The 19,287-nt window shown below is 69.0% G+C and carries 19 protein-coding genes and 1 pseudogene; 15 read left to right on the top strand and 5 right to left on the bottom strand.

Going from position 1 to position 19,287, the window contains the following annotated elements:
- Positions 1-88 precede the first annotated feature (88 nt).
- Positions 89-790 carry a GAF and ANTAR domain-containing protein gene (locus tag T333_RS31520; RefSeq protein ID WP_496426765.1) on the top strand — a complete coding sequence of 234 codons (702 nt, stop codon included), beginning with the start codon at positions 89-91 and terminating at the stop codon, positions 788-790.
- Between the two features lie 182 nt (positions 791-972).
- A complete protein-coding gene (locus tag T333_RS31515; RefSeq protein ID WP_496426764.1) occupies positions 973-1,572 on the top strand; it encodes a sigma-70 family RNA polymerase sigma factor in 600 nt (199 codons plus the stop codon).
- Positions 1,573-1,737: 165 nt separating this feature from the next.
- Here T333_RS31515 and T333_RS31510 read toward each other — a convergent pair whose 3' ends face one another.
- Together T333_RS31510 and T333_RS31505 are read right to left on the bottom strand one after the other, a co-directional pair.
- Positions 1,738-2,256: a DUF1990 domain-containing protein gene (locus T333_RS31510; protein ID WP_496426763.1), complete on the bottom strand. Its 519-nt coding sequence runs from the start codon at positions 2,254-2,256 to the stop codon at positions 1,738-1,740.
- A 167-nt stretch (positions 2,257-2,423) separates the two neighbouring features.
- Entirely contained in the window at positions 2,424-2,921 is a 498-nt protein-coding gene (locus T333_RS31505) for a murein hydrolase activator EnvC family protein (protein ID WP_496426762.1), read from the bottom strand.
- A 1,274-nt stretch (positions 2,922-4,195) separates the two neighbouring features.
- On the opposite strand from T333_RS31505, the gene rpsB reads away from it, so the two are divergent.
- The 9 genes and pseudogenes from rpsB to T333_RS31460 all read left to right on the top strand — a co-directional run bounded on the left by rpsB (position 4,196) and on the right by T333_RS31460 (position 12,159).
- Positions 4,196-5,011 carry a 30S ribosomal protein S2 gene (gene rpsB, locus T333_RS31500; RefSeq protein WP_067782205.1) on the top strand — a complete coding sequence of 272 codons (816 nt, stop codon included), beginning with the start codon at positions 4,196-4,198 and terminating at the stop codon, positions 5,009-5,011.
- Positions 5,012-5,108: 97 nt separating this feature from the next.
- Positions 5,109-5,933, top strand: a complete 825-nt coding sequence (gene tsf / locus T333_RS31495) for a translation elongation factor Ts (protein ID WP_354999350.1) — start codon at positions 5,109-5,111, stop codon at positions 5,931-5,933.
- A gap of 255 nt (positions 5,934-6,188) precedes the next feature.
- Positions 6,189-6,917 carry a UMP kinase gene (gene pyrH / locus T333_RS31490; protein ID WP_097247453.1) on the top strand — a complete coding sequence of 243 codons (729 nt, stop codon included), beginning with the start codon at positions 6,189-6,191 and terminating at the stop codon, positions 6,915-6,917.
- A gap of 50 nt (positions 6,918-6,967) precedes the next feature.
- Positions 6,968-7,525: a ribosome recycling factor gene (frr, locus tag T333_RS31485; RefSeq protein WP_141809536.1), complete on the top strand. Its 558-nt coding sequence runs from the start codon at positions 6,968-6,970 to the stop codon at positions 7,523-7,525.
- 45 nt (positions 7,526-7,570) lie between these two features.
- Entirely contained in the window at positions 7,571-8,566 is a 996-nt protein-coding gene (locus T333_RS31480) for a phosphatidate cytidylyltransferase (protein ID WP_496426761.1), read from the top strand.
- Positions 8,567-8,635: 69 nt separating this feature from the next.
- A complete protein-coding gene (locus T333_RS31475; RefSeq protein ID WP_354999353.1) occupies positions 8,636-8,989 on the top strand; it encodes a LapA family protein in 354 nt (117 codons plus the stop codon).
- Between the two features lie 89 nt (positions 8,990-9,078).
- Positions 9,079-9,342, top strand: a pseudogene (locus tag T333_RS31470) (hypothetical protein); the annotation flags it as partial.
- A gap of 26 nt (positions 9,343-9,368) precedes the next feature.
- The gene (rlmN, locus tag T333_RS31465; protein WP_253808489.1) at positions 9,369-10,478 is read left to right on the top strand and encodes a dual-specificity RNA methyltransferase RlmN; all 1,110 of its coding nucleotides are present in this window, start codon (positions 9,369-9,371) and stop codon (positions 10,476-10,478) included.
- Positions 10,479-10,494: 16 nt separating this feature from the next.
- Positions 10,495-12,159, top strand: coding sequence for a serine/threonine-protein kinase (locus T333_RS31460; RefSeq protein WP_496426760.1), 1,665 nt, complete (start codon positions 10,495-10,497; stop codon positions 12,157-12,159).
- Between the two features lie 223 nt (positions 12,160-12,382).
- On the opposite strand, the gene T333_RS31455 is transcribed toward T333_RS31460, so the two are convergent.
- Positions 12,383-12,808, bottom strand: coding sequence for a DUF5997 family protein (locus T333_RS31455; RefSeq protein WP_354999355.1), 426 nt, complete (start codon positions 12,806-12,808; stop codon positions 12,383-12,385).
- A gap of 85 nt (positions 12,809-12,893) precedes the next feature.
- Between T333_RS31455 and T333_RS31450 the strand changes: the two genes are divergently transcribed.
- Positions 12,894-13,850 carry a LysR family transcriptional regulator gene (locus tag T333_RS31450; protein WP_496426759.1) on the top strand — a complete coding sequence of 319 codons (957 nt, stop codon included), beginning with the start codon at positions 12,894-12,896 and terminating at the stop codon, positions 13,848-13,850.
- 6 nt (positions 13,851-13,856) lie between these two features.
- Here the strand turns inward: T333_RS31450 and T333_RS31445 are convergent, their stop codons facing one another.
- Both T333_RS31445 and T333_RS31440 read right to left on the bottom strand, forming a co-directional pair.
- Positions 13,857-14,798: a dihydrodipicolinate synthase family protein gene (locus tag T333_RS31445; protein ID WP_496426758.1), complete on the bottom strand. Its 942-nt coding sequence runs from the start codon at positions 14,796-14,798 to the stop codon at positions 13,857-13,859.
- Positions 14,799-14,917: 119 nt separating this feature from the next.
- Positions 14,918-15,187 (bottom strand): DUF2631 domain-containing protein, encoded by a 270-nt coding sequence (locus tag T333_RS31440; RefSeq protein ID WP_354999358.1) that lies wholly within the window; start codon positions 15,185-15,187, stop codon positions 14,918-14,920.
- A 152-nt stretch (positions 15,188-15,339) separates the two neighbouring features.
- Here T333_RS31440 and dxr point away from each other — a divergent pair, with 152 nt between their 5' ends.
- The 3 genes from dxr (at position 15,340) to ispG (ending at position 19,227) form a co-directional block, all read left to right on the top strand.
- The gene (gene dxr / locus T333_RS31435; RefSeq protein WP_496426757.1) at positions 15,340-16,479 is read left to right on the top strand and encodes a 1-deoxy-D-xylulose-5-phosphate reductoisomerase; all 1,140 of its coding nucleotides are present in this window, start codon (positions 15,340-15,342) and stop codon (positions 16,477-16,479) included.
- 229 nt (positions 16,480-16,708) lie between these two features.
- The gene (locus tag T333_RS31430) at positions 16,709-17,905 is read left to right on the top strand and encodes a M50 family metallopeptidase (RefSeq protein ID WP_354999360.1); all 1,197 of its coding nucleotides are present in this window, start codon (positions 16,709-16,711) and stop codon (positions 17,903-17,905) included.
- Positions 17,906-18,069: 164 nt separating this feature from the next.
- Complete coding sequence (ispG, locus tag T333_RS31425) at positions 18,070-19,227, top strand: flavodoxin-dependent (E)-4-hydroxy-3-methylbut-2-enyl-diphosphate synthase (RefSeq protein ID WP_141809548.1); 1,158 nt, start codon at positions 18,070-18,072, stop codon at positions 19,225-19,227.
- The last annotated feature ends 60 nt before the right edge of the window (positions 19,228-19,287 follow it).

Here is a 19,287-nt window from a genome sequence, read left to right as displayed (position 1 = left end):
GACGGTCCATACCATGGAGAGTTGGCAGATGCGGTGCGGTATCTCCGAGGCGGACGCGCGGGGTTCGCCGGTACAGGGGTGGTTCGGTATGTCTGACAGCGAGCTGCTGGTCTCAGCTTTGTCCGGGCTCGTCGGGCTGCTGCCCGAACCGGGCGATCTCACCGAACCACTGCACCGTCTGATCGACAGCGCCACCGACGCGCTCGATCTGGCGGGCTGCGCGGTGCTTCTCGTGGCCGACGGGTATTCCGGCGTCGTCACCGCGACGCCCGCCGCGCTGGCCGACGTCGCGCTCAGCCAGCGCGGCAGCGACCGCGGACCCGCGATGGACGCGCTGCGCCACGGCGAACCGGTCGTCGTCGCCGACGTCCACGCGCGCCACTCCTCATGGCCGGAGTACACGAGCGTCGCCGCCCGCCACGGTGTTCGGGCCGTCGCGGAGATCCCGATGCGATCCGGCGCGACGACGGTGGGCGCGCTGGGCATGTACGCCTACGACCCGCGCGAGTGGACCGAACCCGAACTGTCGGTGGGGGCGCTGCTGGCGGGCATGGCCGCCGGGCACATTTTGACCGCCGAGCGGTTGCGCGCCCAGCAGCGGCTGACCGAGCAGCTCCAGCACGCGCTGGACTCGCGTGTTCTGGTGGAACAAGCGAAAGGCGTGATCGCCAACGCGCGCAACACGACACCACAGGCGGCCTACGAGCTGATTCGGGCGCATGCCCGGCGGCATCGGGTGAGTGTGCACGCCGTGGCGGGTGGAATCGTCGAGCTGGGCCTTCGGATCTGAGTCGCGGGTCGAGCTCTCGAACTGAGGCCGAAGCGGCGGCGGGGGTCCGGACCGGCCGGTAGTCTGGCCGTTGGCGGTACTTCCGAAACCCATGCCCCCGGATCGGAATCCGCGGTCGACACCACCGTCCCTGTCTTCGACGGGTGGTCCATTCGTCAGCGTCCGCTGCCATCGGGGGCATCATGGTTTCGCTCGTACTGTCTTCTCGCACGCCCACCCACCATCGGATTCCGGAATCCAGTACCGACGCCGAGTTGGTGCGCCGGATCGGCGCCGGCGATCGCGACGCCTACGCACTGCTCTATCGCCGCACCCATCCGCTCGTCTTCCGTCGCGTGCTCGCGATCGTGCGCGACCACGACTACGCCGAGGAGACCTGTCACGACGTCTACCTCCAGGTGTGGCGCAGCGCAGCCGGTTTCGACGAGCGCCGCGGCTCGGTGACCACCTGGTTGTGGACGCTCGCGCACCGGCAGGCGGTGGACCGTGTCCGTCGCGAACGCGCCGCGTCCGATCGCGATCAAGCTTGGGCCGCAGGCGATTACGGACCACCGGCCGACCACGTCGCCGAGGAGGTGCTGCGCCGCCACGAATACCGCTGTGTGCGAACAGGACTGGACGCCCTGACACCACTGCAACGCGAATCGGTCCTGCTCGCCTACTACCACGACCTCACCTACCCCCAGGTCGCCGAACGGCTCGGCGTCGGCCTGCCCGCCGTCAAATCCCGCATCCGCTCGGGACTCGCGCAACTGGCGCTCGTCCTCTCGGCCGCTGTCTGAGGACAGGTCCTTGCCGAACGGGTGTCGGGTTCGTGCCGCCCATATCGCTGAGATGCCGGTAGAGGTCCGTGTCAGGGACTGGAACACGACTCCAACAGGCGACGCCTCGGCTATGACCGATGCGCTGCAAACGACCCGGCGAGTGGTGCGGTCGAGAGACCGGCCTCAGGTGCTCGTCGGGAGGGTGGCCAGGTAGCGACCAGCCATGACGCGCTGCATGAGGCGCGACACCGGCCCGCCGAGTTTGGTGTACCAGGATGCCGGGCGGGAGAAGGCCGTGACCAGGCCGTGGACCGAGTCGTCGGTGGGGTCGTACTCCACCGCGAACAGTTCCTCGCCGATCTCGGGGTGACCGGGCAGCGTGCCGTAGGCGAAACCGCGCCGGTTCTCGTCGTCGAGCACGTACACCACGCGGCAGGGCGCCACGAGGGCGACCGGACCGATCCCGAGCCGCACGGTGAGCGCTGTGCCGGGTTCGGCCGTCGGTGTGCTCGCGTGTCCGAAGATGCCGACGCCCTTCTGCATTCGATAGGCGAGGATCTCCGACCCCGCCCGCTCGAACAATTCTCGGCCGGTGCCGAGACGCCGCCGCAAATGGAAGCGGTGATAACCCTCCGGAAGTTCACCCCTGGTCGCGCCGATCTCCCGATAGGTGAACCACGGGCCCCCGAGCTCGTTCTCCATGTCTCGATCATGGTCCGCATTCGGACGGTAAGGAAGCGACGCGCGCGGTGCGCTACCTCACCGCCGCTTGGAAGCCAGCCCACGTCAGCGCTCACCCGAGCCCCGCGCCATTGCTCGGCGACCGTGCTGGTCCTACTGCCGGACTCCTCGCTGCTCTTCCTGCCATCTCATCTCGGTTCAACCGGCTCGAGGCGTAGCGGCGCGAAGTGCAACAGGCCGAGTGGATCGAGGTACTCCGGACGTCCGCGTCGTCCCGCTTCCCGGCGCAGACCCCAGTGCAGGCAGGCGGGAGCCGCGCATTCCGCGTGGCCTTCCTCGAGCGCGCCGATCGGAGTGCCGCGTGCCACCCGGGCTCCCACCGAGACTCGCGCTCGAACGGGCTCGTAGGTCGTGCGTAGCCCGCCGGAGTGGTCGATCGACACGACCGGCTTGCCCGCCACCTCCCCGGCGAACACCACGATCCCCGCACCTGCGGCGACCACCGTCTGTCCGGGCGTCCCCGCCAAGTCGACACCGCGATGGCCGGGCAGCCAGTCCTGGGCGGGACGGTCGAACCGCCGCTCCACCGCGGGCCGCGGACGCAGCGGCCACCCGAACTCCCCGCTGGGCGCTGCCGCGGCTGTTCCCCATACGCAGACCGCGAGCAGTACTGCGACCACTGCCAACGGAGCTGACCACCGCGCCGCCCGCTGCCGCCGGGCATACCTGTTGTACCCAATTCGGCAGCAGGGGCCTGGCCAGCCCGCGACCCCGCCGCGCAAGTCCGTTGCTGCGGCCACCGGAAGCAGCACCGAGCGGCGCGGCGTTCGGTACGCCCGCAGTCGTGCCCGAGCAATGCCGCTCGCCGCCGGTGAGCAGCCATCCGAAACGACCGCCGGGCGGTCGTATCCGCAGCAGCTGTAGTCGCGATGCGAAGTCGACCTCCGCGGCTCCACTGTCATCGCCGCAGGGCAGCCGAAACATCGGGAACTTCCGCCGAGCTTGGCGCTGGCCGAAGGGTTTCCAGCACAGCTGCTGCGGGCCGGGGTCTCGGTAGGTCTCGCGCTGGAATCGAGAGACATGCCGATCCGCCACACGCGGCGTCGGGCGTGAGCTGAGGTCGCGCGCCTGCCACATGCAGCGGAAGTGGTGCGAGCCGTAGAAACGGCAGATCCCGTGCCCGCGGCGGCAGACAGACCGAGCTCGAGCAGCCGGGGCTGGGCACCGCGTCCGGCGCGCGCTTCGGCACCTCGCGCGCCGGATTCGGTACGCGCACGAAGACCGCGAAGGCAAGAGCGGAACCCTCGGGCTGCTCGGCATCCGGCGCGGCGCGCGCCACGTCCGGTGGACATTCGGACATCGAGCGGTCCGCGACAGGACCACCACCGCCGCACGGTCCCACGTCCGGCATGTCGCGCCTGGGATTCGCCACGCACACCGATCCCCAGCACTCGGCCTCGGCACCCGACGGCGGCCGAGCATTCGCCGTCGCGGGCCGCCCAACGGCCAGCGCCAGCACGAACATCAACGGCAGGATCACGGTGATCGAGAGGGAAAGTCGGTGCATGCCCTCGACCTTCGCCCGGCCCGAGTCGGCAGAACATCCCCAATTCGGCGAGTGTGGACAACTTCTGACCTGTGGAAACCACCCGTTTCTCCTGGTAGCAACCGTGCGACCAGGCGATTTAGGTCAGGGACGTACCTGGTCGTAGACTGATCGAGCGGTCTGTGCCCGGCACGGACCGACTTCGCGCGCCACCCGTGCTTGTTCGTAACGGCGCCGTTCGAACCTCAGCTCCCGAATTCCGAGAGTGCTCGTTCGCGGCAGTGCCAGTTGGGAACAAGGAATCGCCGGCTGGTCCCGATCGATGAACGATCGGGTCCGACGATTCGGAGGCGCCAGGGCAGCGGGTCGCCGACCCACTGCGTCAACCGGCAACGAAAGAGAGATACGGGAGCCATGGCTGTCGTAACCATGAAGCAGCTGCTCGACAGCGGCGCACACTTCGGACACCAGACCCGGCGCTGGAACCCGAAGATGAAGCGGTTCATCTTCACCGACCGCAACGGCATCTACATCATCGACCTGCAGCAGACGCTGACCTACATCGACAAGGCCTACGAGTTCGTCAAGGAGACCGTCGCCCACGGTGGCACCGTCCTCTTCGTCGGCACCAAGAAGCAGGCCCAGGAGTCGATCGCGGCCGAGGCGACTCGCGTCGGGATGCCCTACGTGAACCAGCGTTGGCTGGGCGGCATGCTCACCAACTTCTCCACCGTGCACAAGCGCCTGCAGCGCCTCAAGGAGCTCGAGGCCATGGAGCAGACCGGTGGCTTCGAGGGTCGCACCAAGAAGGAAATCCTCATGCTCACGCGTGAGATGAACAAGCTGGAGCGGACCCTCGGCGGTATCCGCGACATGCAGAAGGTGCCCTCGGCCATCTGGGTCGTCGACACCAACAAGGAGCACATCGCCGTCGGCGAGGCGCGCAAGCTGAACATCCCGGTCATCGCGATCCTGGACACCAACTGCGACCCCGACCTGGTCGATTACCCGATCCCGGGCAACGACGACGCGATCCGCTCCGCCGCGCTGCTGACCAAGGTCGTCGCCTCCGCGGTGGCCGAGGGCGTGCAGGCGCGGGCCGGTCTGGCCTCCGGCGACGACAAGCCGGAAGCGGGCGCGGGCGAGCCGCTCGCCGAGTGGGAGCAGGAGCTGCTCGCGCAGGCCGCTCCGGGCGCCGACGCGTCCGCCGAGACCCCGGCCGAGGCCTGAGGCTCGTAACCCGCTGTTCCAGCGGTGATCACCGAGGACTGCCATGGTGATCACCGCTGCCCAGTAACTGAACTTCTCCAAAGGAGGCTCGCCACCGATGGCGAACTACACCGCTGCCGATGTGAAGCGGCTCCGGGAGCTGACCGGCTCCGGGATGATGGACTGCAAGAAGGCCCTCGAAGAGACCGACGGTGACTTCGACAAGGCCGTCGAGGTCCTGCGCATCAAGGGCGCCAAGGACGTCGGCAAGCGCGCCGAGCGCGCCACCGCCGAGGGCCTGGTCGCCGCGCAGGACGGCGTGCTGATCGAGATCAACTCCGAGACCGACTTCGTCGCCAAGAACGACGAGTTCCAGGGTCTGGCCAGCCAGATCGTCGCGGCCGCCGCCAAGGCTCGCCCCGCCGACCTGGACGCGCTGAAGGCCGTCGACCTGGGTGGCAAGACCGCCGACCAGGCCGTGCAGGAGCTCGCCGCGAAGATCGGCGAGAAGCTGGAGCTGCGCCGCGCCGTGTCCTTCGAGGGCCCGGTCGCGACCTACCTGCACAAGCGTTCCTCGGACCTGCCGCCCGCCGTCGGCGTGCTGGTCGAGTACCAGGGCGAGGGTGACGCCGCGGCCGAGGCCGCTCGCGCCGCCGCCATGCAGATCGCCGCGCTGAAGGCCAAGTACGTGACCCGCGACGAGGTTCCGGCCGATCTCGTGGAGAACGAGCGCCGCATCGCCGAGCAGACCGCTCGCGAAGAGGGCAAGCCCGAGGCCGCGCTGCCGAAGATCACCGAGGGCCGCGTCAACGGCTTCTTCAAGGACGTCGTCCTGCTCGAGCAGGCGTCGGTCACCGACTCGAAGAAGACCGTCAAGGCCCTGCTGGACGAGGCCGGTGTCACCGTGAGCCGCTTCGCGCGGTTCGAGGTCGGCCAGGCCTGACAGCCTGCGAAGGCCCCTCCTCCGTCCCACCGACAGGGGAGGGGCCTTCTGCTGTCCGCGTCCGACCGCGACGCGGGCAGTCCCGGCCCGATTCTCGGCGCGAGCGCGTCGTCGGAGGGGGTCTTCTGCGGTCGCCGAAACCGAGTAGGGCAGGATAGTGACCGCCTTGTGTTGCGGGATCGCAAACCTATCCGCTTTACCCCTGATGTCTCAGCATGCTGAGAACACCACCATCGCCGAAGGAGAAGAGCACCGATGACGGACCCGGGGACCGAACGCCCAGGATATCGCCGGGTACTTCTCAAGTTGGGTGGCGAGATGTTCGGCGGCGGCAAGGTCGGCCTCGACCCTGACGTCGTGCAGACCGTCGCCGAGCAGATCGCCGAGGTCGTCGCGACCGGCGTGCAGGTGGCCGTGGTCATCGGCGGCGGCAACTTCTTCCGCGGCGCCGAGCTGGAAGAGCGTGGCATGGAGCGGGCCCGCTCGGACTACATGGGCATGCTCGGCACCGTGATGAACAGCCTTGCGCTGCAAGACTTTCTGCAGAAGCAGGGGATCGACACCCGGGTGCAGACCGCGATCACGATGGGCCAGGTCGCGGAGCCGTACCTGCCGCTGCGCGCCAAGCGCCACCTGGAGAAGGGCCGAGTCGTCATCTTCGGCGCGGGCATGGGCATGCCGTACTTCTCCACCGACACCACCGCGGCCCAGCGGGCCCTGGAGATCGGCGCCGATGTGGTGCTGATGGCCAAGGCGGTCGACGGCGTCTTCACCGCGGATCCGCGGGTCGACGAGACCGCGACGATGTACACCGAGATCACGCACAAAGAGGTCATCGAGCGCGACCTGAAGGTCGCGGACGCCACGGCCTTCAGCCTGTGTATGGACAACCAGATGCCCATCCTGGTGTTCAATCTGTTGACGAAGGGCAATATCGCCCGAGCGGTCGCCGGTGAGAAGATCGGAACATTGGTTCGGTCCTGACCCCGCGACCCGCGGATCATGACGATGACGACGCTGTGGAGGAAACGGTCGTGATTGAAGAAGCGCTCTTCGACGCCGAGGAGAAGATGGAAAAGGCTGTCTCGGTGGCGAAGGACGATCTCGGGACCATTCGGACCGGACGCGCGAATCCGGGCATGTTCTCCCGGGTCGTCGTGGACTACTACGGATCGCCCACCCCGGTCACCCAGATGTCCAGCATCACGGTGCCCGAGCCGCGGATGGTGGTGATCAAGCCCTACGAGGCCGGGCAGCTAGGTGCGATCGAGACCGCGATCCGCAACTCGGATCTCGGTGTCAACCCCACCAACAACGGTGACATCCTGCGCATCTCCATCCCGCAGCTCACCGAGGAACGCCGCCGCGAGCTGGTCAAGCAGGCCAAGAGCAAGGGCGAGGACGCCAAGGTCGCGATTCGCAACGTGCGCCGCAAGGCCATGGACGAACTCTCGCGCATCCAGAAGGATGGCGAGGCGGGTGAGGACGAGGTCGGGCGCGCCGAGAAGGAGCTCGACAAGACCACCGCCAAATATGTGAACAGCATCGACGAGCTGGTCAAGCACAAGGAAGCCGAACTGCTCGAGGTCTGACGGCAGATCCGAGGGCCCGCACGGGCGGGGGACGAGGAACAACGAGTGAGCGACGGGACAATCGTGGCCGACAATGCCGCCGCAACGGGTGCGGCCGAGGAGCCGACGCCGGGGAGCGGCACCCCCGCAGACACCCAGAGCCATCCGGGTGACTTCACGGCCGGACAGTTCCCCGAGCATTCCGTTCCCGCCGAGTCCGTTGCCCCGGCGCCCGCCGCCGCGACGTCGCGAGCGGGCCGCAACCTACCCGCCGCACTCGCGGTCGGTCTCGGTCTCGGCCTCTCGCTCATCGCGATCCTGCTGTTCGCGCCGCTGGTGTTCATCCCGGTCGCCGCGGCCGGTGTCGGCGTGGCCACCTGGGAGGTCGCCAAGCGGCTACGCGAGGCCGACGTGCTCGTCCCGCGGATCCCGCTGATCGTCGGCGGGCAGGCGGTGTTCTGGCTCGGCTGGCCGTGGGGCGCGAGCGGTGTCGCCGGCGCGTTCGCGGCCACCGCGCTGACCTGCATGGTGTGGCGGCTGTTCGACCACGGTCTGCGGACCGCGCCGCGGAACTTTCTGCGTGACACGGCAATCGCGGTCTTCACCCTCGCCTGGGTCCCGCTGCTCGCGTCCTTCGCGACGCTGCTGCTGTTGGAGCCCGACGGCAACCTGCGGGTGCTCACCTTCATGATCCTGGTGGTCTGCTCCGACGTGGGCGGCTATGTGGCGGGCGTGCTGTTCGGCAAGCATCCGATGGTGCCGTCGATCAGCCCGAAGAAGTCCTGGGAGGGTTTCGGCGGTTCGCTGGTGTTCAGCGTTATCGGCGGTCTGCTGACGGTCACCCTGCTGCTGGACGCCAATTCGATGATCGGCGTGGTGCTCGGTGTCGGGCTGGTTCTGGTCGCGACCGTCGGTGATCTGATCGAATCGCAGATCAAGCGGGAGCTCGGCATCAAGGACATGGGCACCCTGCTGCCCGGGCACGGCGGCATCATGGACCGGCTCGACTCGATGCTGCCGTCCGCGTTCGTCTCCTGGCTGGTGCTGAGCACGCTGCTCTGACTGCCCGGTCCCCGCGCGACATGCCGCCAAATCCCGGCGACCGCGATAGCGATCGTCCATGATCGAGGCATGTCCACGAATGCCGAGCACGAGCCCGAGGCGAGCCGGCGCGACAAGCCGGCCGTCCCGCCGACCACGCCCCCGCCGCCCGCGACCAGACCCCCCATGACGGGCGCCAAACCCTCGATCTCCTCGCGGACCGGCTACGCCTGGGTGGGGCTCGTGACCGGCACGCTGATCATGATTTTGCTGCTCATCTTCATCCTGCAGAATCTGCAGACCGTCGAAGTCAGCATGTTCTTCTGGAACTTCCACCTCCCTCTCGGCGTCGCCGTCCTGCTCTCGGTGATCCTCGGGGCCCTGGTGATGGCGCTGGTCGGCGGCATGCGCATCATGCAGCTGCGGCGCGCCGCCAAGCGCTGAGTCCTCAGACCGATGCGGATCCGTCGCCGTTCTGGCGAGCGCCGGATCAGCGCCAGCGCAGTGGGGGAGACCCGAACTTGCGTTGAAAGGCTCGCGACGCGGGGGAGACCCCAGGGCAGATCAGTCAGGAACTGCCGCCCGCGGCCTCCGACAGCATCGCGCCGGACTCCGACGGTTACCTGTGGATCAGGCAGGACAAGTTCCAGGAGAGCTTCGCCCAGGACCTCTCCGACGACGAGGCTCTGGTCATGGCCGTCAGTGCGCGACCTCGGGTTGTCCTGAGCCGAGTGTCCGAAACGGCGCGGGGCGGTTGTGTCCTCGCGCACTGTTTCGGCCTGAGCATTCGAGCGCCAGGGGCGGATGAGAGACTGGAAGAACTATGACCGCCTCCCTGCCCCTGGTTTTCGACGCTCCGCGCCGTGGCATGCCGCCGCGGCATCTCGCCGATCTCGATGCCGAGGGGCGGCGTGCCGCGGTCGAGGAGCTGGGCCTGCCCAAGTTCCGCGCCGATCAGATCGCGCGGCAGTACTTCGGGCGGTTGCAGGCCGATCCCGAGCTGATGACCGATCTGCCCGCCGCGGTGCGGGAGAAGGTCGGCTCGGCGTTGTTCCCGCCGCTGCTCTCGGTGGTCAAGCACGTCGCCTGTGACGACGGGCAGACCCGCAAGACACTGTGGCGGGCCGGTGACGGCACCCTGCTGGAGAGCGTGCTCATGCGCTACGCCGACCGCAACACCCTGTGCATCTCCAGCCAGGCGGGTTGCGGCATGGCCTGTCCGTTCTGCGCGACCGGTCAGGGCGGACTGAACCGCAACCTGTCCACCGCCGAGATCGTCGACCAGGTGCGCGCCGCCGCGGCCGCGCTGCGCGACGGCGAGGTGGCCGGCGGCGAGGGCAGGCTGTCGAACATCGTCTTCATGGGCATGGGCGAGCCGCTGGCCAACTACAAGCGGGTGGTCGCCGCGGTGCGCCGCATCACCTCGCCCGCGCCGGACGGCCTCGGCATCTCGCAGCGCAACGTCGTGGTTTCGACCGTCGGCCTGGCGCCTGCCATCCGCAAGCTGGCCGACGAAGGTCTCTCGGTGACGCTGGCCGTCTCGCTGCACACGCCCGACGACGAACTGCGTGACACCTTGGTGCCGGTGAACAACCGCTGGCCGGTGGCCGAGGTGCTGGACGCGGCGCGCTATTACGCCGACACGACCGGCCGTCGCGTCTCGGTCGAGTACGCGCTCATCCGCGACATCAACGATCAGCCGTGGCGCGCCGACATGCTCGGCGCCAAACTGCACAAAGCGCTGGGCTCGCGCGTGCACGTCAACGTCATCCCGCTCAACCCGACCCCGGGCAGCAAGTGGGACGCCAGCCCGAAACCGGTCGAGCAAGAGTTCGTCCGCCGGGTCAACGCCCAGGGCGTGCCCTGCACCGTCCGTGACACCCGCGGCCAGGAGATCGCCGCCGCCTGCGGGCAGCTGGCCGCCGAGAACTGAATTTCGAGGGGGGCCGTTGCTGCAGCCAGGTGACGTATTCGCCGGATATGCCATCGAACGACTGCTGGGGCAGGGTGGTATGGGCGCGGTGTATCTGGCCGCGCACCCGCGGCTGCCCCGCCGTACCGCGCTCAAGCTGCTGAATCGGGAGTTGTTCTCCGACGCGGAGATTCGCGCGCGGTTCGAGCGGGAGGCCGACCTGGTCGCGCAGCTGGACCATCCCAACATCGTGACCGTCTTCGACCGCGGCATCGAGGACGAGCAGCTGTGGATCTCCATGCAGTTCATCGACGGCGCCGACGCGTCCTCGGTGGATCCCGGCACCCTGCCGCCGCAGCGCGCCGCCCAGATCGTCGGCGAGACCGCGCTTGCGCTGGACTACGCGCACCGCATGGGCGTGCTGCACCGCGACGTCAAACCCGCGAACATCCTGCTCTCCCGCTCGGCCGGGCAGGAGCGGGTGCTGCTCACCGATTTCGGCATCGCCCGCCCGCGCGAGGACACCAGGCAGCTCACCCAGACCGGTACCTTCACCGCGACTCTCGCGTACGCCGCGCCGGAACAGCTGACGGGCGCGCCGCTCGATCACCGCACCGACCAGTACTCGCTGGCCTGCACGCTGTACTGGTTGTTGTCCGGCGCCGTGCCGTTCGATTCGCCGCAGGCCGTCGCGGTGATCCAGGGACATCTGAAGCAGCCGCCCCCGCCGCTGAGTTCGGTGCGTCCGGGTCTGCCGCCCGCGTTGGACGCGGTGCTCGATCGCGCGCTCGCCAAACGACCCGCGGATCGGTTCGACTCCTGCGCGGAGTTCGCCGCGGCCGTGCAGCAGGCGTTGCGTGGACCGGTGAGCGCGCCGCACGCCGTCGCGCAGCCGAGGCCGTATCCGCAACGCTCGGCGCCGAATCCGATGCCGGTGGCGCATCCACAGAGTTCGGCGCCGAACCCGGTGCCGGTGGCTCATCCGCCGCGCTATGCCCAGCCCGCGCCGCCCGGTCCGCACTATGCGAACGGCGGGGTGCCGCAGGGCTATCCGCCGGGTTACGGCGGTGTCCCTGCCGGGTACCGACCGCCTGTTCCGCCCCGGCGTCGCGGATCGGGGGCGAAAATGCTCACGGTGATTCTGGGCTTGGTGTTCACGTTGGTCACCGGGTGCGGCGCCTTCGTGTTGACCGACGACTCGACCTGGGTCTCGCAGATAACCGGACGCTCGAAGGGACACAAGGACCTCTCCGAGATGTCGGCGGCGTTTCCCGGAATGCTGCCGAGCGGCAACCGCGACACCGGTAAGGGCTACAACGGGGCCTCGTGCCGTCCGGCCTCCGAATGGAAGGACTGGCGCGCCGAGAAGGGCGACGAATCGGCCTTCGACAATTGGCAGGCGCGCTGGGAGTGTCTGCTGGAGGGCGGCGCGAAGCTCGCGTACAGGTTCTACGCCTTCCCGAGCGCAGACGCGGCGCGTCGGGCGGTGACCACCTTCAAGTCGCGGGCGAAGCCCGAAGGCCGCAGCGCCGAAGGCACCAGGACCGACGAACGTTTCCGCTACAACGACGGCTACGGCGAGACGGCACTGGTCCTGTCGACCTTCTCCGACCCGTCCCGCGACCGCTGGGTTCTCACCTTCCACGGACCCACGCGGTTCGATGACACACTCTCGGCGAAGGTCCGCGACGCGCCACTCTGACACGCACGTCGCCTCCGCCGCGGTCCTGCGCGGTCGAGGGATTGACGGCACCTACGTCCGGAAGAACATGTCGCTGCGGGCCCGTGGCGACTCGCTAGAGGTGGATGTCGCCGACCCGCTCGACGTCACCATCAGCTGGAATCAGCTCGATCTCGGCCTGGACCGAGTGTCCGCCCCGGCCCGCTCGATGGCGATGACAGCGAGGACACGAGCGGCGCGGCTTTCAGGCTCCGGTGCCGAAGCGGTTCTTGGCCGGGCGGTTGGTCGTGGCGCGGCGTTCGGCTTCCTTCGCTTTGACGCGCTCGTTCTCGCGGAGGACGGCTTGGTAGTTCTCGCGTTCGCGGGTCAGCCATTCCGGAGGGTCGGCGAGGAGGGCGGTGATCTCGTCCGCGGTGAGGGCGTCGGAGACGCCGCCGCGGGCCAGGCCGCTGTTGGAGATGCCGAGTTTGCGTGCGGTGATGTCGCGCGGGAAGGGGCCGGTGCGGCGCAGTTCGGTGAGCCACTCCGGGGGATCGGTGCGCAGCCGGTCGAGGTCGGCGCGGGAGATCGGCGAGTTCCGGAACTCCTCCGGCGCGGCGGGGAGGTAGATGCCGAGCTTGTCGGCCGCGGTCAGCGGCTTCATCATCTGCGGTTTCTTGTCCGGGCTCACCGGGACAGCCTAGTCGACCGCCGGAGCACCCTCGTCGTCACGGCGACCGTCCGACCCGCGCACGCCGTGCAATACCCTTGGTCGAATGAGTCAGGTGGAGTCGATCGACGTCGAGCGGTTGCGCTGGTTCGTCGCGGTGGCCGAGGAGCTGCATTTCGCGCGGGCGGCCAAGAGCCTCGGCATCGCGCGTCAGCGGCTCAGCCGGACGGTCATCGACCTGGAGACCGAACTCGGCACGAAGCTGTTCGTCCCCGGCGCCCAGCCGACGCAGCTCACCGACGAGGGACGCGAGCTGCTCGCCGCCGCCCGCGAGGTCATCGCGCGTCGGGAAGTGGCCGAGCCGGAGCCGGAGGTCTCAGCCGAGCTGCGGGTGGGTTTCGTGCCCGGCGTCACGGTGTCGAAGTGGGAGCGGATCTGGGGTGAGCGGTTTCCCGAGATCCCGCTGCGAACGATTCCGCTCGCCGCCGCCGACCAGCTGACCGCCCTGCGGGAGGGCCGGGTCGACATGTGCTTCGTGCGCCTGCCCATCGACCGCGCAGGGCTCAGCGCGATTCCGCTGTACCGGGAGGCGCCGGTCGTCGTGGTGCCCAAGGAACACCCGATCTCGCTGTTCACCGAGGTCACGGCGGCGGACCTGGCCGACGAGCGCATGCAGGACGCCTCGGACATCGACGCGGCGTCGGTCATCCTCGAAATGGTCGCCGCCGGAGTCGGACTCGCCATCGTCCCGCACTCCATCGCGCGCCTGCACGCCCGCCGCGACCTGGTCTACCGCACCGTCATCGAGCACCCCGACACCGAGATCGCTCTGGTCTGGCCAACGGCCGAAACCACCGAGCTGGTGGAGGAATTCGTCGGCGTGGTGCGCGGCCGCTCCGAACGCAGCTCGCGTTCCCCGTCGACCCGCGCCGAGCAGCGTCCGAAGCAGGCGGTCGCGAAAAAGCCCGCGCCACAGCGGCAATCGACCGGGAAGAGCGCGTCCGCGGCGCGTGGCGCCCGGTCCGCGGGTGCCAAGAAGCCCGGCAAGCGGCGCGGTCGCTGATCCGCGTCACGGCGTGCCCTCGTGGACGCGCGGCAGGATCTGGTCCCGCAGGTACGCGCGGATCTCGGCGATCGCGGCGTCGCCCGCGGTCAGCAGGGGGCTGCGGACAGCAGATGGGAACCCGGGAATACGTTCGGCGAGAGCGGCTTTCACGAACGCGATATCGCTGAGTCCGGAATCGTGGCGCAGTGCCCGGCATTCGTCGAATACCGCCTGCCATCGCGCGGCGGAGTCGACGTCACCGTCACGCACGGCGGCGGCGATGCGAACGGGTAGTTCGGGCACCGGATTCCCGCCGCCGGAGACGATGCCGTGCACGCCGAGTTCGCGGATCCGGGCGGCCGCGCCGTCGCTGCCCACCAGGACCGTCGAACCGGTCGCGGCGTAGGCCCTGGTGACCTCGAGGTCGCCACCGGAGTCCTTGATTCCGGCGAGCATCGGATACTCGGCGGCGAGCGCGGCGAACAGCGCAGGGGAGATCGGGGTCTGGGTGTGGCGCGGGAAGTTGTACAGCAGCATCGGCAGTTCGGTGCGGGTCAGCAGCGCACCGAAGAACTCGCGGACACCGGCCTCCGGCGGATCGGCGAAGAAATAGGGTGCGATCGCGGCGACGGCGTCGGCGTGGTGCTTCGCGTGGTCGAGCAGTTCGAGCGCGTCGCCGTAGGCGGTGGCGCCGATGTGCGCGATCAGATGCCCCGGCCAGTGCTCGCGGGCATGTTCGAGGACCGACTTGCGTTCGGCGACAGTGAGACTGGCGAACTCGCCGGTCGTGCCGTTGACGAGGATCGCGGGAACGCCGGAGTTGTGCAGGAAGCCGAGATACTCGCCCAGCGCTCCGGTATCGATGGCGCCGTCACGGGCGAACGGCGTGACCGTGGCGAGGATGGGGTTGGGCTCGACCGCGTCGGGCCACCGTGGTGCGGACTGGGCTGGCTCTCCAACTGTCATCTGCGGCGCTCCTCCACATCGACGCCCGGCAGGACAACGGCCGCGCTCCCGGTGTGAATCGAGATGCGCGGCCGCGAAGTATCGAGCCTCCAGCCGGGTCGGCCACCCGGGGCCGAGGCTTAGCGGGGCTTACGCCGCAGGATCGAGTCGCGCACCAGGATGACCACGATGAGCGCGGCGAAGCCGACCAGGTAGATGTCCTCGACCAGGCCCTTGTGGTTGCCGATGATCATGGCGAGCAGGATGAACGCGACGATCCAACCGGCGATGCGGAAGGTGCGGCGCGACTCGCCGCTCCAGCCCCACTCCGCGGAGGGGACCTCGGCGGTGTCCACGTGAGTGACGACGGCGCGCTCGTTGTTGGCGGGTTCGATGTCCGTGGCGGCCACGATCGCTCCTCAGGTGGTTCGGGTACCGAACTTCCGGTACGCACTCTTGGGCTACTGGTCGATATCGTGACATACGACGCCGCGTCGTTGGTAGTCGGCCCGCGTTCGACGCGCACGACGAGACCCCGTGCGCGGTAGGACACAATGACTGGGTGTCCGACATCGTGAGAGTCCTGCTGCTCGGCAGCACCGGATCCATTGGTACCCAGGCGCTCGAAGTGATCGCCGCCAACCCCGACAAGTTCGAGGTGGTCGGATTGGCCGCGCGCGGCGGCAATACCGAGCTGTTCGCCGCGCAGATGGCGGCCACCGGGACCCGCAATGTCGCCGTCGCCGACCCGGCCGCCGCCGCGGAGCTGGACATTCCGCTGGCCGGTCCGGCGGCGGTGACCGAACTGGTGCGCCGCACCGAGGCCGACGTGGTGCTCAACGCGCTGGTCGGCTCGCTCGGCCTGGAACCGACCCTGGCCACCCTGGAGTCGGGCACCCGCCTCGCGCTGGCCAACAAGGAGTCGCTCGTCGCGGGCGGTTCGCTGGTGACCCGCGCCGCCGCGCCCGGCCAGATCGTGCCGGTGGACTCGGAGCATTCGGCGCTGGCGCAGTGCCTGCGCGGCGGCCGCGCCGAGGAGGTGGACCGGCTCGTGCTGACCGCGTCGGGCGGGCCGTTCCGCGGCTGGACCGCCGAGATGCTCGAATCCGTCAGCCCCGCCGAGGCGAAGGCACATCCGACCTGGTCCATGGGCCTGATGAACACGCTGAATTCGGCTTCGCTGGTCAACAAGGGCCTCGAGCTGATCGAGACGCACCTGCTGTTCGGCATCCCCTACGACCGCATCGACGTCACCGTGCACCCGCAGTCGATCGTGCACTCGATGGTGACTTTCACCGACGGCTCCACGCTGGCGCAGGCCAGTCCGCCGGACATGAAGCTGCCCATCGCGCTGGCCCTCGGCTGGCCGGATCGGGTGCCCGGCGCCGCGACCCCGTGTGATTTCGGGACCGCGGCCACCTGGACCTTCGAGCCGGTCGACAGCGAGGTGTTCCCCGCGGTCGAACTGGCCAGGCAGGCGGGCACCGCGGGCGGCAGCGTGACCGCGGTCTACAACGCGGCCAACGAGATCGCGGTGCAGGCTTTCCTCGACGGTCTCATCGGCTTCCCGGCGATCGTGCGGACGGTGGCCAGCGCGGTGGAGGCGGCCGACCAGTGGCGGACCGAGCCGCAGAGCCTGGCCGAGGTGCTCGCCGCCGACAGTTGGGCGCGCGACTACGCCCGGCGTGTCGTCGGAGCCTGAACAACCGGTATCCGGCGCGTCCGGCCGCGCGCTGGCAGACTGAGGCGTACGGATCGGGGATGGACTACGTCCGGCGGCATCCATGCGGCATACCCGCGTGCTGGCCCGCGCGGGCTTGGTACGGCCTCGGTCCGGCCGCGTCCATTACTGTGGTCGGGGTGCTCGCGGCCGCGCCGGCGCGTGCGCGGGATGTCTACGAGCTGCGCAACGCAGGAGGGCTGGAGAGCAAATGGTGTTCGCCATGGGGTTCGTGCTGTTCGCGCTCGGCATCCTCATCTCGGTCGCCCTGCACGAATGCGGACACATGTGGGCGGCCCAGGCCACCGGCATGAAGGTGCGCCGCTACTTCGTCGGCTTCGGCCCGACCCTGTGGTCCTTCCATCGTGGCGAGACCGAATACGGCGTCAAGGCCATCCCGCTCGGCGGCTTCTGCGATATCGCGGGCATGACGGCACTGGACGAGGTGCGGCCCGAGGACCTCGACCGCGCCATGTACCGCCAGGCGACTTGGAAGCGGCTCGTGGTCATGGTGGGCGGTATCGCCATGAACTTCGTGCTCGGCTTCCTGCTGATCGTGGTGCTCGCCGTCGGATGGGGTCTGCCGCGGCTGGACGAGCCGGCCCCGACGGTGGGAACCCTGAGCTGTGTCGCGGACGCCAATCCGGACGGGACGCTGCAACAGTGCACCGGCCCGGGCCCCGCCCAGCAGGGCGGACTCCAGCCCGGCGACACCATCACCGCAGTGAACGGCGTCGCGGTCGGCACCTGGGCGGAGTTCACCGAGCAGACCCGCAAGCAGCAGGGCCCGATCACCTACACCGTGGACCGCGCCGGAGAGCGGGTGCAGGTGACGGTCGCCCCGCAGCCGGTGACGCGCTACACCAAGGACGGCGCGAAGACCGAGGTCAGCGCGGTCGGCGTCACCCTGGACGTGCCGCCGATCGAGAAGTACAACATCGTCACGGCCATTCCCGCCGCGACCACCTTCACGGGCGACCTGTTCGTGCGCACCTTCCAGTCGCTGATGCAGATGCCCGCCAAGGTCGCGGCGCTGTGGGACGCGGTCACCGGCGGCGCGCGCGATCCGGAGACCCCGGTCAGCATCTACGGCGCGAGCCGCATCGGCGGCGAGAGCGCCCAGGCGGGCTTGTGGCAGGTGTTCGTGCTGATGCTGGCCAGCCTGAACTTCTTCCTGGGCGCGTTCAACATCCTGCCGCTGCTGCCGCTGGACGGCGGTCACATCGCAGTGGTGATCTACGAGAAGATCCGCAACACCATTCGCGGCTGGCGCGGTCTGGCGCCCGGCGGTCCGGTCGACTACCTCAAGTTGTTGCCGGCGACGTACGTCGCCGTGGCGCTCGGCGGCGCGTACATGGTGCTGACGCTGGCCGCCGACATCGTCAACCCGATCCGGCTGTTTCCCTGAGTTCCCTCGAGTTCTCCCGTCCGGGGTAACCTGTCGCGGGCAATAGCGGGACAACTCGATGTCATGCCGTGTCACGGGCGTCACAGGGTGGTGGTCCACCGCGCGCCGCTAAGCTCGGTAGGCGAACGGCCCGCAGCACACGTACGGAAAGTAGGCAGCCGAAAGTGACCAGCACAATCGGACTGGGAATGCCCGCCGCACCCGCGGCCGTTCTCGCGCCCCGGCGCAAGACCCGTCAGCTCATGGTCGGCGGTGTCGGCGTGGGCAGCGACCACCCGATTTCGGTGCAGTCGATGACCACCACCAAGACCCACGACGTCAACGCGACCCTGCAGCAGATCGCCGAGCTCACCGCCTCGGGCTGCGACATCGTCCGGGTCGCCTGTCCCCGCCAGGAGGACGCCGACGCGCTGGCGACCATTGCCCGCAAGTCGCAGATCCCGGTCATCGCCGACATCCACTTCCAGCCCCGCTACATCTTCGCCGCCATCGACGCGGGCTGCGCCGCGGTGCGCGTGAACCCGGGCAACATCAAGGAGTTCGACGGCCGGGTCAAGGAGGTCGCGAAGGCCGCGGGCGCCGCTGGCATTCCGATCCGCATCGGCGTGAACGCCGGTTCGCTGGACAAGCGGATGATGGAGAAGTACGGCAAGGCCACCCCCGAGGCGCTGGTGGAGTCGGCGCTGTGGGAGGCGAGCCTGTTCGAGGAGCACGGCTTCGGCGACATCAAGATCTCGGTCAAGCACAACGACCCGGTGATCATGGTCGAGGCCTACCGGCAGCTGGCCGCGCAGTGCGACTACCCGCTGCACCTCGGTGTGACCGAGGCAGGTCCGGCCTTCCAGGGCACGATCAAGTCCGCCGTCGCGTTCGGCGCGCTGCTGAGCGAGGGCATCGGCGACACCATCCGGGTCTCGCTGTCCGCGCCGCCCGCCGAGGAGGTCAAGGTCGGCGGGCAGATCCTGCAGTCGCTGAATTTGCGTCCGCGCAAGCTCGAGATCGTCTCCTGCCCGTCCTGCGGTCGCGCCCAGGTGGACGTCTACACGCTGGCCAACGAGGTGACCGCCGGTCTGGAGGGCATGGAGGTGCCGCTGCGGGTCGCGGTGATGGGCTGCGTCGTGAACGGCCCCGGTGAGGCGCGCGAAGCGGATCTCGGTGTCGCCTCGGGCAACGGCAAGGGGCAGATCTTCGTCAAGGGCGAGGTCGTCAAGACCGTGCCGGAGGCGCAGATCGTGGAGACCCTGATCGAGGAGGCCATGCGCATCGCCGAGGAGATGGGCGAGAGCGCGGGCGCGGGGGAGCCGGTCGTCACCGTCGGCTGAGACCCGTCGCGACCTGCGGGTTTCGGATACCCGTACCGCATCGGCCGCGTTCGTGGCAGG

It is taken from the genome of Nocardia sp. CNS-044 (assembly GCF_059570515.1).
Note: the sequence above shows the minus strand (reverse complement) of the source record. Positions and strands in the feature narration are given on the sequence as shown.

Excerpts from the sequence above, each read along its gene's own strand:
- tsf (WP_354999350.1), top strand. The coding sequence starts at position 5,109 with ATGGCGAACTACACCGCTGCCGATGTGAAGCGGCTCCGGGAGCTGACC.
- T333_RS31450 (WP_496426759.1), top strand. The coding sequence starts at position 12,894 with ATGAGTCAGGTGGAGTCGATCGACGTCGAGCGGTTGCGCTGGTTCGTC.
- T333_RS31475 (WP_354999353.1), top strand. The coding sequence starts at position 8,636 with ATGTCCACGAATGCCGAGCACGAGCCCGAGGCGAGCCGGCGCGACAAG.
- T333_RS31520 (WP_496426765.1), top strand. The coding sequence starts at position 89 with ATGTCTGACAGCGAGCTGCTGGTCTCAGCTTTGTCCGGGCTCGTCGGG.
- T333_RS31510 (WP_496426763.1), bottom strand. The coding sequence starts at position 2,256 with ATGGAGAACGAGCTCGGGGGCCCGTGGTTCACCTATCGGGAGATCGGC.
- T333_RS31430 (WP_354999360.1), top strand. The coding sequence starts at position 16,709 with ATGGTGTTCGCCATGGGGTTCGTGCTGTTCGCGCTCGGCATCCTCATC.
- rlmN (WP_253808489.1), top strand. The coding sequence starts at position 9,369 with ATGACCGCCTCCCTGCCCCTGGTTTTCGACGCTCCGCGCCGTGGCATG.
- T333_RS31445 (WP_496426758.1), bottom strand. The coding sequence starts at position 14,798 with ATGACAGTTGGAGAGCCAGCCCAGTCCGCACCACGGTGGCCCGACGCG.
- rpsB (WP_067782205.1), top strand. The coding sequence starts at position 4,196 with ATGGCTGTCGTAACCATGAAGCAGCTGCTCGACAGCGGCGCACACTTC.
- T333_RS31515 (WP_496426764.1), top strand. The coding sequence starts at position 973 with ATGGTTTCGCTCGTACTGTCTTCTCGCACGCCCACCCACCATCGGATT.
- pyrH (WP_097247453.1), top strand. The coding sequence starts at position 6,189 with ATGACGGACCCGGGGACCGAACGCCCAGGATATCGCCGGGTACTTCTC.